Source organism: Metallococcus carri (assembly GCF_011440275.1).
In the GTDB taxonomy this organism is placed as follows: domain Bacteria; phylum Actinomycetota; class Actinomycetes; order Actinomycetales; family Dermatophilaceae; genus Metallococcus; species Metallococcus carri.
Window position 1 is genome coordinate 1 of sequence record NZ_JAAOIV010000013.1, and the last position, 13019, is coordinate 13019.

Annotated in this window: 13 protein-coding genes; 8 read left to right on the forward strand and 5 right to left on the reverse strand. The window is 70.1% G+C overall.

Going from position 1 to position 13019, the window contains the following annotated elements; translation table 11 throughout:
• Positions 1–706, forward strand: a 706-nt coding sequence (locus G9U51_RS15335; RefSeq protein WP_328823506.1) for a putative PEP-binding protein, incomplete at its 5' end; no start/stop codon positions are given.
• Between the two features lie 52 nt (positions 707–758).
• On the opposite strand, the gene G9U51_RS15340 is transcribed toward G9U51_RS15335, so the two are convergent.
• Together G9U51_RS15340 and G9U51_RS15345 are read right to left on the reverse strand one after the other, a co-directional pair.
• On the reverse strand, positions 759–1832 hold the full coding sequence (locus tag G9U51_RS15340; protein ID WP_166198132.1) for an alkene reductase: 1074 nt from the start codon (positions 1830–1832) through the stop codon (positions 759–761).
• A gap of 109 nt (positions 1833–1941) precedes the next feature.
• Entirely contained in the window at positions 1942–3600 is a 1659-nt protein-coding gene (locus tag G9U51_RS15345) for a phospholipase C (protein ID WP_328823507.1), read from the reverse strand.
• A gap of 432 nt (positions 3601–4032) precedes the next feature.
• Here G9U51_RS15345 and G9U51_RS15350 point away from each other — a divergent pair, with 432 nt between their 5' ends.
• Genes G9U51_RS15350 through G9U51_RS15360 form a run of 3 tightly spaced genes read left to right on the forward strand, consistent with a single transcriptional unit; the run spans position 4033 to position 6860 of the window.
• Entirely contained in the window at positions 4033–5106 is a 1074-nt protein-coding gene (locus tag G9U51_RS15350) for a LolA family protein (RefSeq protein ID WP_166198134.1), read from the forward strand.
• Positions 5093–6055, forward strand: coding sequence for an ABC transporter ATP-binding protein (locus G9U51_RS15355; protein ID WP_166198136.1), 963 nt, complete (start codon positions 5093–5095; stop codon positions 6053–6055). The genes G9U51_RS15350 and G9U51_RS15355 overlap by 14 nt, the downstream gene beginning before the upstream one ends.
• Positions 6048–6860 carry an ABC transporter permease gene (locus G9U51_RS15360; protein WP_328823508.1) on the forward strand — a complete coding sequence of 271 codons (813 nt, stop codon included), beginning with the start codon at positions 6048–6050 and terminating at the stop codon, positions 6858–6860. Before G9U51_RS15355 ends, G9U51_RS15360 begins: the two co-directional genes overlap by 8 nt.
• Positions 6861–6903: 43 nt before the next feature.
• Here G9U51_RS15360 and G9U51_RS15365 read toward each other — a convergent pair whose 3' ends face one another.
• Together G9U51_RS15365 and fumC are read right to left on the reverse strand one after the other, a co-directional pair.
• Positions 6904–7167, reverse strand: a complete 264-nt coding sequence (locus G9U51_RS15365) for a hypothetical protein (protein WP_166198138.1) — start codon at positions 7165–7167, stop codon at positions 6904–6906.
• A gap of 16 nt (positions 7168–7183) precedes the next feature.
• Complete coding sequence (fumC, locus tag G9U51_RS15370) at positions 7184–8554, reverse strand: class II fumarate hydratase (protein WP_166198374.1); 1371 nt, start codon at positions 8552–8554, stop codon at positions 7184–7186.
• Between the two features lie 111 nt (positions 8555–8665).
• Between fumC and G9U51_RS15375 the strand changes: the two genes are divergently transcribed.
• The 3 genes from G9U51_RS15375 to G9U51_RS15385 are packed head-to-tail and all read left to right on the forward strand — an operon-like array spanning position 8666 to position 11929.
• Entirely contained in the window at positions 8666–9718 is a 1053-nt protein-coding gene (locus G9U51_RS15375; protein WP_166198140.1) for a serine hydrolase domain-containing protein, read from the forward strand.
• Positions 9719–9770: 52 nt separating this feature from the next.
• Positions 9771–10511: a GntR family transcriptional regulator gene (locus G9U51_RS15380; protein WP_166198142.1), complete on the forward strand. Its 741-nt coding sequence runs from the start codon at positions 9771–9773 to the stop codon at positions 10509–10511.
• A gap of 53 nt (positions 10512–10564) precedes the next feature.
• A complete protein-coding gene (locus tag G9U51_RS15385) occupies positions 10565–11929 on the forward strand; it encodes a TIGR01777 family oxidoreductase (RefSeq protein ID WP_166198144.1) in 1365 nt (454 codons plus the stop codon).
• Here G9U51_RS15385 and G9U51_RS15390 read toward each other — a convergent pair.
• The gene (locus G9U51_RS15390; protein ID WP_166198146.1) at positions 11926–12723 is read right to left on the reverse strand and encodes an OmpA family protein; all 798 of its coding nucleotides are present in this window, start codon (positions 12721–12723) and stop codon (positions 11926–11928) included. The genes G9U51_RS15385 and G9U51_RS15390 overlap by 4 nt on opposite strands.
• Before the next feature lie 7 nt (positions 12724–12730).
• On the opposite strand from G9U51_RS15390, the gene G9U51_RS15395 reads away from it, so the two are divergent.
• Entirely contained in the window at positions 12731–12967 is a 237-nt protein-coding gene (locus tag G9U51_RS15395; protein WP_166198148.1) for a hypothetical protein, read from the forward strand.
• The last annotated feature ends 52 nt before the right edge of the window (positions 12968–13019 follow it).

Genomic DNA, 13019 nt, shown 5'->3' on the forward strand with positions numbered 1-13019 from the left:
GCTCGACGCCGGCGCGGACAAGCCGCTCACCTTCGCCGACCTCGGCCCCGAGGAGAATCCCGCGCTCGGCCGCCGCGGCCTGCGGCTGTCGGCCGAGCGGCCCGACCTGCTCGACAGCCAGCTGGCCGCGCTCGCGGCGGCCGGCAAGGCCACCGGCGCCGACCTGCGCGTGATGGCACCGATGGTCGCGACCGCCGAGGAGGCCGCGTGGTTCGCCCGGCGCGTGCACGAACACGGCCTGCCCAAGGCCGGCGTGATGATCGAGGTCCCGGCCGCGGCGTTGCGCTCACACCACGTGCTCGCCGAGGTCGAGTTCGGCAGCCTCGGCACCAACGACCTGGCGCAGTACACGATGGCCGCCGACCGGATGCAGGGCGAGCTGTCCGACCTGCTCGACCCCTGGCAGCCGGCCGTGCTCGACGTGATCGCGGCGGCGTGCACCGGGGCCGAGACCACCGGCCGCCCGATGGGCGTCTGTGGCGAGGCCGGCGGTGACCCGCTGCTCGCCCTCGTGCTCGTCGGCCTGGGCGTCTCGTCGCTGTCGATGGCGCCGAGCAAGGTGGCGATGGTGCGCTACGCACTCTCCCGGCATACCTGGTCGCAGTGTCAGCAACTGGCGACCCTCGCCCGGGCCGCCCGCACCGCGGGCGACGCGCTCGCTGCCGTGCGGGCCGAAGCCGACGAGGAACTCACCGCCCTGTTGTGACGGCGGCGGGCGGCGGCTGCCTCGACAGTCGCCGCCCGCCGCGTCGGTCGGCTCAGGCGGTGAGCTGCGGGTAGTCGGTGTACCCCTTGGCCCCGCCGCCGTAGAAGGTCGAGTCGTCGATCTCGTTGAGGTCGGCACCCGCACGCCACCGGGCCGGCAGGTCCGGGTTGGCGATGAACTCGCGCCCGACGGCCACGGCGTCACCGAGATCCGCCTGCAGGATGTCGTCGACATCCTGCAGCGTGGTGATGCTGCCGAAGCCGGAGTTGACGATGACCGGTCCGCCGAAGCGGCGCCGCAGATCCTGGGTCAGCTCCGCTGCCGGGTCGGCCAGGATGCTCAGGTAGGCCAGGCCCAGCGGGGCGATGCCGTCGACCAGGGTCTGGTAGGTCGCCCGGATGTCGGCCGGGTCGGTCTCCTCGATGCCGTTGAAGGCGTGCCCGGGGGAGATGCGCATGCCGACCCGGTCGGCGCCGATCGCGTCGGCCACGGCCTGCGCGACCTCGATCACGAAGCGCGCCCGGGCCTGCGGCGAACCGCCATACCCGTCGGTGCGCTGGTTGGTGTTGGGCGCGAGGAACTGGTGCAGCAGATAACCATTGGCGGCGTGCAGCTCGACGCCGTCGGCGCCGGCCTCGATGGTCGACTGCGCGGCGTGGACATATTCGGCGATGATCTGCGGCAACTCGTCGGTCTCGAGGGCGCGCGGCTGGTCGTGCGGCTTGGGGCCGTTGACAGTGATCATCTCGCCGGGAGCCTGGACTGCGCTCGGCGCGACGGTCTCCAGGCCGTTCTTGTTGTCGCTGTGGGCGATCCGCCCGGCGTGCATCAGCTGTATGACGATTGTGCCGCCGTCCGCGTGCACCGCGTCGGCGACCTTGCGCCAGCCGGCGATCTGCTCGGGGGTGTGGATGCCAGGGGTGTTGAGATAGCCCTGCCCACGCTCGCTCGGCTGGGTGCCCTCGCTGATGATCAGGCCGGCACCGGCGCGCTGACCGTAGTAGGTCGCGTTGAGCTCCGTGGGCGCCATACCTTTGCCGGCACGGTTGCGGGTCAGGGGTGCCATCACAAAGCGCTGCGGCAGGTCCCAGCGGCCGATGCGGATCGGGTCGAACGCGGAGGTCATGAGGTGGTGATTCCTTTCGTTGCGGACGCAACCACCTCGAACTGCTTTGTGCCGCAACCTATTCCGCCGTATGACGAGACTCACGTCCCGTCATACGGCGGAAGGTCGATCAGCGCTTGCTGGTGGAGACCACCGCGCCGGTGTCGGGGTTGAGGATCACCTGCGGCGCCTTCGGGTTGGGCAGGTGCAGCATGCCGGTGATCGGGTTGGCCCAACCGTCGGCCGAGCTGTCACCGATCCGGCCCAGCCCCCAGTTGTCCTCGATGAACCGCAGGATCGAGGACTGGTCGGTCTGGGTGTGGTCGACGTAGTTCGACTTGGCGTAGGGCGAGATCAGCAGCAGCGGCTGCCGGGTGCCGGGACCGCAGCGGTCGACATACCCACCGTGCATCGGCACGCCCTTGGCGTAGGCGTCGGTGCAGACCGCCGCGTCATCGGTGGTGTTGGAGGAGTTGGTCAGCGTGGCCATCTGGTGGTCGTACCAGCCGTCGGAGTCGTCATACGCGAGCACGACGAGGGTGTTCTTCCAGTTCTTCGACTTCTGGATCGCGTTGACCTGCTGCGCGACGAACTTCTGCTCGTCCAGCGGGTCGGAGTATGCCGCGTGCCCGTCCTGGTAGTTCGGCGCCTTGAGGAAGCTCACCGCCGGCATGGCATCGGAGTTCACCACCTTGGCGAAGTCGGTGATGTCGTACTGGTGGTTGGCCTGGTCGGTCTTGCCGATCATGGCCGTCGAGCTCGGCGGTAGGTGCTTCGGGTTGGCCGTCGACTTGTAGTACTGGAACGGCTCGTGGTGCGGGTTGTAGTCGGTGGAGCTGACCCCGGCGACATTGGTGTGCTTGTCGCCGCACACCGCGCGGGTGGTGCCGGTCGCCGGGACCGTCGGGCGGAAGCCGTCCTGGAACCAGCCCCAGGTCACCTGCTGGGCGTTGAGCAGGTCGCCGACGTTCTTGCCATCCAGGCCGGCCACCGGGTACTTCGTCGAGGAGCAGTCGTCCCACACCGGGTCCGGGTCGCCGGTCACCGTGCCGACGCCCTGGGCGTTCGGGAATTTCACCGTGTAGGGGTCCGGGGTGGCGGTCGGCCGGCGGGTCACCGGGTCGTAGGAACGCACGCCGTGGGTCTGGCCGGAGATCAGGTTGAGCGCGCCCGGCGTCGACGGGCCGAAGGTCGTGGAATACGAGTTGTCGCTCATCGCGTAGTTCTGCGCGTAGTTCCACAGGCCGGTGACGGTGTTGCCGTCGTAGTAGCCCATCGTCAGGCCGGTCCGGCCGTACTGCCCGGGCGCGCAGGCGTCCCGGCTGGTGTACTCCACGAACTTGTCCATCCTCCCGCCGTCGAAGGCCTTCTGCTCGGCGGTGTAGTCGTGGTCCTGGTCGCAGGTCACGGCCTGGCCGGGCGTCAGCCGGAAGGGCTGCACCGTGTTGGGATTGTTCGGTGCGAGCAGCCCGGCGTTCGCCAGGTTGTTGGTGCGCGGAGTGTTCGGCTCGGCGGTGAACGTCGTCGCCGGCCGGCCGGTGCCCTGCTGGGTCTCACCGGGGATATTCGCGGCCTTGGGGTAGGTCGCGAAGTAGTGGTCGTAGGAGATGTTCTCCTGGAAGATCACGACGACATGCTGGATCGGGCTGGCGACCTTGCCCCAGCCGTGGCCGCTGCTGCTCGTCGCGGCGTGGCCAGCGGACGCGCTGGCCGGGGCGAGGCTGAGGGCGAGCAGGCCGAGGCCGGCGGCGCCGATGGCCGCCGTCCGACAGGTGGTGGAACGCTTCACGGGGTTGCTCCTTGAATGACGGACTAGCAGGAGTGCTCGGCAAGCCGCCCGCCCCCGTCGAAGCGGCGGTGCCGAGGCGGCCACACGCTAGGGGCGGAGTCTGAAAGGACTCGGGGTCGTGCGCCGAGTTCGCCCAGCGTTCACGCCGGAGCCGGTGGATCGTCTCCGATTTCTCAGGGTGCGCTCAGGCTCGGGCGGGGTATGCCGCCCAGCCGCAGCCGCTTGGGGCGGGCGCGGCGCCAAAAGTCTCCATAGTGGCGACCTCGTGCGGGCTGCAGGGCGGGCGTGGCACCAAAAGTCTCCATCGTGGCGACCTCGTGCGGGCTGCAGGGCGGGCGCGGCGCCAAAAGTCTCCATAGTGGCGACCTCGTGCGGGCTGCGGGGCGGCGCGGAGCCAGCTCGCTTCACAGGGTCGAGGCGTACCGTCGAGACATGAACAGCCTGGTGCGTCGGCATCCGGCGGTGCGGTGGGCGGCTCCCGCACTCGTCGTCGGTCTGATCGGAGCCGGTCAGCTGGTGTCCCGGTCCGCCGACGCGGCGCCCAGCCTGCCCGCCAAGACACCGCAGCAGTTGCTCGCCTCGGCGCTGTCGGCGAAGGTGCCGGGCCTGTCCGGCACGGTCACCACCAGCGCCGACCTCGGTCTGCCGCAACTGCCAGAGGGCACGGGCAGCGGGGTTGCCGGCATACCGCTCAGTCTGTTGAGCGGCAGTCACACGATGAAGGTCTGGTATGCCGGGGGCACGGGCGCGCGGGTCGCGCTCCTGGGTCGCCAGAGCGAGACCGACCTGATCGCCAACCGCACCGACGCCTGGGTCTGGAACAGCTCGGACCGCACGGTGCTGCACGCCAAGCTGCCCTCCGGGGGTAAGCACGCCAACGCCCCGGTCGAGGCACCGAAGTACTCCCCGCAGCAGATCGCCGACTGGGCGCTGAAGCAGGCCGGGCCGACGACGGCGGTGTCGAGCTCGGCCAACACGGTCGTGGCGGGGCGGTCGGCATACGACCTCACCCTCACCCCCAAGCAGAGCGGCACCAAGGTCGGTTCGATCCACGTCGCGATCGACGCCAAGACCTCGATTCCATTGCAGGTCAAGGTGTTTGCCAAGGGTGCGGCCAACCCGGCGCTGTCCGTCGGCTTCTCCCAGGTGTCCTTCACGGTGCCGGACAAGAAGGTCTTCGAGTTCACGCCACCGGCTGGTGCAAGTGTGAAGTCCGTTGCGCCACAACGGCATTCGACCGATAAGACCTCGGCAGCGAAGGGCCGACTCGCCATGCCGTCGATCAGCGGCACCGGGTGGGAGACGGTGCTCACCACGACGTTGCCGAGCAAGGCCAGCCAATCCGTGCAGGACGCCCTCACCATGCTGCCGGCCGTGTCCGGCAGCTGGGGCAAGGGCCGGCTGCTCGACACCGCGCTCGTCAGCGCCGTGGTGACCGACGACGGACGGGTGGCTGCCGGCATGGTGCCACCGTCGGCTCTTTACACCGCCCTTGGCCGCGGCTGACCCGCCCGCGCAGGCCGGTGACGGCTTCGCGGTGCGCACCGAGGGTCTCGGCAAGCGGTATGGCGCGCAGGACGCCGTGCACGACCTCGACCTGGTGGTCCCGGCCGGGGCGGTCTACGGCTTCCTCGGGCCGAACGGCTCAGGCAAGACCACGACGATCCGGATGCTGCTCGGGCTGATCTCACCCACGACCGGCCGGCACGAACTGCTCGGTCACCCGATGCCCGACGGGCTGCTCGCCGCGCTGCCCCGCGTCGGTTCGCTCGTCGAGGGCCCGGCCTTCCACCCGCACCTGTCCGGGCGTGCTAACCTGACCCGGCTGGACGCCGCGGACCAGCACGCGGACCCGGCCACCCGCCATACCCGCATCGGGGAGGCACTCGAGCGCGTCGGATTGACCGCGGCGGCAGGCAAACGCTTCCGCGCCTATTCGCTCGGCATGAAGCAGCGGCTGGCGATCGCCGCCGCCCTCCTCGCGCCGCGCGACCTGCTGGTGCTCGACGAGCCCACCAACGGCCTCGATCCGCAGGGCACCCGGGAGATCCGCCACCTGGTCGGCGCGCTCGCGCAGGAGGGCGTCACCGTGCTGATCTCCTCGCATCTGTTGTCGGAGGTCGAGCAGGTCTGCACGCATGTCGGAGTGATGCGGGCCGGCACCCTGGTCGCGCAGGACTCGATCGAGGGGTTGCGCGCCCGCCAGCGTGCCGAACTCGTGCTCACCACACCGGACCCCGACCGCGCCCGCGTCGTCCTGCAGCGCGCCGGCGTGCGCGAGCTGGCCGCCTCGGCCGACGGTCTCACCGGCACACCGGGTGAGCAGCCCGCCGAGCGGATCGTCGAGGCACTGGTCGCCGACGGCGTGCGAGTGCGCGGCATCGAACTGCGCACACCGAAACTCGAGGAGCTCTACGTGCAGCTGACGGGTGAAGGGTTCGACGTCCGTGGCTAGCCTGCTGCGCTCCGAGATCGGGCTGATGATGAGCCGCCGGCGCAACCAGATGGGCCTGCTCGTGCTCGCCGGCGTGCCCGTGCTCCTGGCCGTCGCGACCAAGCTGTCCGGCGGCGGCGGCGAGCACGGGGGCGGGGCGGATTTCATCAGCCAGGTCACCCAGAACGGCCTCTTCGTGCCGCTCGCCTCGCTGACGCTCGAGCTCACGCTCTTCCTGCCGATGGCGCTCGCAATGGTGTCCGGTGACGCGATCGCCGGCGAGGCCCACCAGGGCACGCTGCGCTATCTGCTGACCGTGCCGGTCTCGCGCGTCCGGTTGCTCGCGGTGAAATATCTCGCGCTGGTCTTCGGTGCCTTCGTCGCGGTGACCGTGGTGCTGGCCGCGGGGTTGATCGCGGGCACGCTGCTGTTCGGTGCGCGCCCGATGATCACCCTGTCCGGCACGACGATCGGCGTCGGCGCGGGCCTTTGGCGGCTCGCGATCGCCGGGCTGTATGTCGTCGCCGGCCTCTGCGCGCTCGCGGCGATCGGGTTGTTCGTCTCCACCCTGACCGAGCAACCGATCGCGGTGACGGTGGCGGTGATGGTGGTGACCTCGGCAATGTGGATCGCCGATCAGATCCCGCAGCTGTCCTTCCTGCACGGCTGGCTGCTCGTGGACCGCTGGCCGGCCTTCGCCGACCTCATCCGGCAGCCGCCGGTGTGGGACTCGATCGTGCAGGGCCTGCTCGTCGACGGCGCGTATGCCGTCGTCTTCCTGCTGCTGGCGTGGGCTCGCTTCGCGGGCAAGGACATCACCAGCTAACAGCGGGACATCTGGCGCACCCGTTCACATCTGGCACGCCCGGTCAGATCTGGCACGGCATGCGGCGCCAGACGTGACGTGCGGTGCCAGATGTGCAGTCTCGATCTGGCGGGTCGGATCGCCGCTGGTCGTGCCGCGCTGCCACCGTCTTGGGCGCCCTTGCTTCGAAGGCGACGGTCCCGTTGGTCTGGAAGCTGCGTATGCCGTCCGCCCCAGCCCGCGCGAACGCCGCCTCCAGGCCCAGCCGGTCAGGGCTGCCCGGATGACCGAGGTTCAGGTTGCGGAAGAAGGCGACCGCGGCCGGCATACCCGCTCCCGACCGGTCAGGCGGACGGGTGGGTCATGTCGGCCGGGACGACCCACTTGTCGAAGTCCTCGCCGCTGACGTCACCGGAGGCGATCGCCGCCTCGCGCAGCGAGGTGCCCTCCTTGTGCGCCTTCTTGGCGATGGCCGCGGCCTTGTCGTAGCCGATGTGCCGGTTGAGCGCGGTGACCAGCATCAGGTTGGTCTCCAGGTTGTGCGCGATGCGCTCGGTGTCCGGCTCGATGCCGCGGGCGCAGTGCTCGTCGAAGGACAGGCAGGCGTCGGCGAGCAGGCGGCTGGACTCCAGCACCGCGTGAGCCATGACCGGCTTGTAGACATTGAGCTGGAAGTTGCCCTGGCTGCCGGCGAAACCCACGGTGGCGTCATTGCCGAACACCCTCGTCGCGACCATCGTCATCGCCTCGGCCTGGGTCGGGTTGACCTTGCCCGGCATGATCGAGCTGCCCGGCTCGTTTTCGGGAATCCTCAACTCTCCCAAGCCATTTCGCGGACCAGAGGCATACCAGCGCACGTCATTGGCGATCTTCATCAGCGCCCCGGCGAGCACCCGCTGGGCCGAGCTCGCCTGCACCAACGCGTCGTGCGCGCTGAGCGCAGCGAACAGGTCCGGCGCCTGCCGGAAGTCCTGGCCGGTCTCCTCGCTGATCTTGGCGGCGGCGAGCTTGCCGAAGTCGGGGTGGGCGTTGAGCCCGGTGCCGACCGCCGTGCCGCCGATCGCCAGCTCGCGCAATCCGTCGAGCGCGAAGCGGATGCCCTCGACCGCGAAGTCGAGCTGCGCGACCCAGCCGCCGATGACCTGGCCGAGCCGCACCGGGGTGGCGTCCTGCAGGTGGGTGCGACCGACCATGACGACGTCGGTGTAGGTAATCGCCTTGTCGTGCAACGTCTTTCGCAGCACGTCGACCGCCGGCAGCAGCCGCTCGACCAGGTCGAGCGCCACAGCGATGTGCATCGCGGTCGGGAAGGTGTCATTGCTCGACTGGCCGCGGTTGACGTGGTCGTTGGGGTGCACGGGCTTTTTCGAGCCGCGCTCACCGCCGGCGAGCTCGATCGCCCGGTTGGAGATGACCTCGTTGGCGTTCATATTGGACTGGGTGCCCGAGCCGGTCTGGAAGACCACGAGCGGGAACTGGTCGTCCAGGTCACCCGCGATGACCTCGTCGGCGGCGCGCACGATCAGGTCGGCGACATCCTTGGGCAGCTGGTCGAGCTCCGAATTCGCTTGTGCCGCAGCCTTTTTCAGTATGCCGAGCGCTCGGATCATCGGGCGACCCCACACGAAGGTGTCTCGGCCGATGTCGAAATTGCCCAGGCTGCGCTGGGTCTGCGCGCCCCAGTAGGCATCGCTGGGCACCTGCACCTCGCCCATGCTGTCGGTCTCGGTCCGGGTCTGCTGCTGCTCGCTCACCCCTCCACGGTATTAGCCCGGGCGCTGCGGCCGTCACCCGGTTGCCGCGAACCCGCCGGTTAGATTGCATGGGTGAGCGTCGACCTGGCCGAGGCAGAAGCGCTCGTGCGCGAGCGCGGCATACCGGCGCAGTTGTCCGTCCAGCACGCCGACGGGCAGGTGCTCGCCGATCTCGCGGTGAACTGCCCGGCCGACGGACTGTTCTGGATCTTCTCCGCGAGCAAACCGTTCGTCGGGCTGGTCGTGCACGAACTCATCACCCGAGGTGACCTCGACATCGATGCACCGGTCGCCGACTACTGGCCGGAGTTCGCCCACGGCGGTAAGGGCCACATCACCCTGCGTCAGGTGCTGCAACATCGCACCGGTATGCCGACCGCTGGTCACCCCCTCGTCGACATCCTCACCATGCCGTCCTGGCCGGTGCTGGTCCGCCGCATCGAGCGGGCGAAGCCGCGGTTCACCGGGCCGGCGCCCGACCCGGCATACCAGTTCGTCATCTATGGGCACCTGCTCGGCGAGGTCGTGCAGCGGGTGACGGGCGAGCCGGTGGCCAGGGTGCTCGACGAGCTGATCCTGCGACCACTCGGCGCGCACGACACCCACCTCGGCCTGACCGGTGCGCAGCTGCCGCGCGCGGTGAGTTTCGTCGGAGGCACCGGCGATGCCCGGGCGGTCGCGGCCTTCCTCAACCGGCCGCACGTGCGGCGCGCGGTGATCCCCGCCGCGGGCCTGTCGACGACCGCGCACGACCTCGCCAGGTTCTACCGGATGTTGTTGGGCGGCGGCGAGATCGACGGCGTGCGCGTGGTGGCGCAGGAGTCGATCGAGCGGATGCGGGAGCCGTCGAGCGACGGCGGTGTCGACCGGTTCATCGGGCTGCCGATGCGGTGGGGCCAGGGCTTCCAGCTCGCGCTGCCACCCGAGGTCGCGACCGACCCCTTCGGCACCCTTGCGTCACCAAACACCTTCGGGCACAACGGAAGTGACTGCTGCATCGGCTGGGCGGACCCGGATCGCGGCATCGCCTTCGGCTATCTCACGGCCCGCGCGATGCGCAGCGCGGAGCAGAACCGGCATCTTGGCCGCGTCGCCGATGCGGTGCTCCGCGCGGTCGACGGATAGCAATGTGCTGACATTATGACGTGCTGCACGCAGGCTGCCTATGATGGCGCGCATGGCCGTCACGGTGCCCGTCGTGATCGATCGCAGCAGTCCGGTGCCGCTCTACCACCAGCTGGCTGAGCAACTCACTGACGCGATCGAGTCGGGCCTGCTCAAGCCGGGCGACCCCTTCGAGAACGAACTCGCCCTCGCCGAGCGACTGTCGCTGTCCCGGCCGACAGTGCGCCGCGCCATCGGCGAACTCGTCCAGCGCGGCCTGCTCGTGCGACGGCGCGGCATCGGCACGACGGTCGCCAGCGAGGTGATCCACCGCCGCGACGAACTCACCAGCCTGTTCGAGGATCTGGTCCGCAGCGGCCGCACCCCGCGCACCCAGTTGCTCACCTTCGACCGCCACGCGCAGGATGCGACGGCGGCGCAGTTCTTCGGGGTGCCGCCGGACACCGAGCTGGTGCACGTCGAGCGGCTGCGGTTCAGCGGCGAGGTGCCGCTGTCGGTGCTCAACAACTGGCTGCTGCCGGCCACCACCACCTTCGACGAACGCGAGCTGGAGACCCGTGCGCTCTATGACCTGATGCGCGGTGTCGGCGTGCGGCCGGTGGTCGCCAAGCAGCGCATCGGGGCCCGTCGCCCGACCGGCGCCGAGCGCAAGCTGCTGCGCGTCGGCCGCAGCGAGCCGCTGCTCACCATGGTCCGCGAGGCCTATGACGACCGCGGCCACCCGGTGGAGTTCGGCGACCACGTCTACCGCGCCGACCAGTACACCTTCGACATCACCGTCCACGAGTCCTGAACTCACTCGTCGGCAGCGGAGGCAGGCTCGCGCGCCCGTGAGAGATTGGGACGGTGAGCCCGACGCATCGCTTCCGCACCCACCTTCCCTATCCGCCGGCGCAGGTGTGGGACTGGTTCGGCCGTCCCGGGGCGTTCCTGCGGCTCGCCCCGCCGTGGCAGACCCTCCAGCCGTATGCCGAAGCCGCGAACCTTCGCGACGGACGCGCCGAGCTGCGCGCGCAGGTCGCCGGGCGCACCATCCCCGGCTCGACGTGGGTCGCCCAGCACGATCCGGGCCGCTATCTGCAGGGGCAGCAGTTCGCCGACCGGTGCGTCTCCGAACCGATGGCGACGATCACCGGATGGGACCACCTGCACCGGTTCGAGGCCGACGCCGAGGGCACGACCGTCATCGACGAGGTGACGACGCGGCTGCCGCGCCGGATGCTCGAGCCGATCTTCGCCTACCGCCGCACCCAGCTGCTGGGCGATCTCGCGGCGCACGCGAAGCTGGGGCCGGTCGCGCCGCTGACCGTGGCGATCACGGGGGTGTCAGGTCTGATCGGCAGCGCGCTCGCGGCATACCTCTCGACAGGCGGGCACCGGGTGATCTCGCTGGCGCGCAAGCCGACCGACCCGGCGCGGCGCAGCTACGAGGAGCGCAACTGGGACCCCGACAGTCCGGCGCGAGACCTGCTCGAGGGCGTGGACGCGCTCGTCCACCTGGCCGGTGCGTCGATCGCCGGACGCTTCACCGACGAGCACATGGCCACGGTGCGCGACAGCCGGGTCGGCCCCACCAGGGCGCTCGCCGAGCTCGCCGCGAGCGGCCCGCACCGGCCGAAGGTTTTCGTCAGCGCCTCGGCGATCGGTTACTACGGCGCCGACCACGAGGACGAGTTGCTCACCGAGGACAGCCCTGCCGGGGAGGACTTCGTCGCCTCGGTCGTGCGCGAATGGGAGGACGCCGCGCTGAGCGTGGACAACCCGGTGCGCACGGTGCTCGTCCGCACCGGGATCGTGCAGTCGGCCCGGGGCGGGACGCTCGGGTTGTTGCGCCGGCTGTTCGAGACCGGGCTCGGCGGCCGGCTGGGCGATGGGCGGCAGTGGATGTCGTGGATCGCTCTGGACGACCTGCTCGATGTCTACCTGCGCGCCATCACCGACGAGTCGCTGCAAGGCCCGGTCAACGGGGTGAGCGCCGAGCCGGTCCGCAACAGCGAGTTCACCCGCGCACTCGGCTCGGCGCTGCACCGGCCGACGCTGCTGCCGGTGCCGTCCTTCGGACCGAAGCTCGTGCTGGGCTCTCGTGGCGCCGACGAACTCGCGCTCGCCAGCCAGCGGGTCAGCCCCTCGGTGTTGCTGCAGAGCGGGCACACCTTCCGGTGGCCGACCATCGAGCGCGCGCTCGCCCACGAGGTCGGCCGCGACCGCTAGTTGTCGTAGGTGATGGTGACCCGGCGGTTCTTGGCGCGGCCCTCGGGGTTGTCCGAGCCGTCCGGTGTGACGTTCGGCGCCACCGGCTGGGTCTGACCGGCCGAGGACACTTCCAGCTTCACGCCGGGGATGAGCCGCTTCAGCTCGTCCGCGACGGCCTGGGCGCGCTGCTTGCCGAGCTGCAGGTTGCGCGCCGGCGTGCCCTTGCTGTCGGTGTGGCCGACGATCTTCAGGGTCTTGCCCTTGGACGACTCGCGGATCGTCTCGGCCGCCGACTTCACCGCCGCCTTGCCGGCCGGAGTCAGGCTCGAGCTGTCGAAGTCGAAGAGCACGTCGTCGAACAGGTCGAGCGCGGTCGTGTTGCCGACATTGCAGACCGTGTAGCGCCCGGCGAGTTTCGCGCCCGGCCCCGGATTGCCGATCGAGGTTTTCTTGCCGTCCTTGTCGATATAGAAGGCACCGGACCGGGCGGCCGGGCCCTTGCTGCCGTCCGACCCGACGAACTGCAACCCCTGGGCGTTGGCGCACGCCGTCGAACCGTCCTTGGCCACCACGATGACGCCGGTCTTGTCGATGATCGTGCCCGCACCATTCGCGTCGACCACCGAGGCGCCGCTTTGCCCCTTGCCCTGCCAGCTGGCCCGGCCGCCCTTCAGCGTGAGCGTGCCGCGCGGCGAGGTGTAGGTGCCTTGCTTCGGGTCGCTGATCTCGGCGCCGGTGTCCACGACATACCGGACTCCGTTGGTGTAGACGAAGGTGACCTTCGACCCCTCGACGAGATATCCGCCCCTCATCGTCAGGGTGCCGGCAGCGTCGGGGCTGGTCGGTGCGGAGCTCGACGAGCTCGAGGGGCTTGAGGGGCTGGAACTCGACGAACCCGGACTCGGCGTTGCCGAGGGCGACGAGCTTGTCGCGGTGCTCGGGCTGGCCGGCGGATTGGCATCCGAGCTGGGCCCGGTGACGGTGCCGTCCTGGCAGCCGGTGAGTGCGAGCGCGGCGATCGCCGCGGCCGCCGCGCTGGCCGTGCGGATGGTATGACGCATGATTCTCCCCTGATCGTCGCGGCGCTGCCGACACGGCGCCCTGGGCC

Bases quoted from the DNA above. Each gene is read 5' to 3' on its own strand.
- G9U51_RS15340 (WP_166198132.1), bottom strand. From the start codon at position 1,832: ATGACCTCCGCGTTCGACCCGATCCGCATCGGCCGCTGGGACCTGCCG.
- G9U51_RS15350 (WP_166198134.1), top strand. From the start codon at position 4,033: ATGAACAGCCTGGTGCGTCGGCATCCGGCGGTGCGGTGGGCGGCTCCC.
- G9U51_RS15365 (WP_166198138.1), bottom strand. From the start codon at position 7,167: ATGCCGGCCGCGGTCGCCTTCTTCCGCAACCTGAACCTCGGTCATCCG.
- fumC (WP_166198374.1), bottom strand. From the start codon at position 8,554: ATGGGCGAGGTGCAGGTGCCCAGCGATGCCTACTGGGGCGCGCAGACC.
- G9U51_RS15380 (WP_166198142.1), top strand. From the start codon at position 9,771: ATGGCCGTCACGGTGCCCGTCGTGATCGATCGCAGCAGTCCGGTGCCG.
- G9U51_RS15390 (WP_166198146.1), bottom strand. From the start codon at position 12,723: ATGAGGGGCGGATATCTCGTCGAGGGGTCGAAGGTCACCTTCGTCTAC.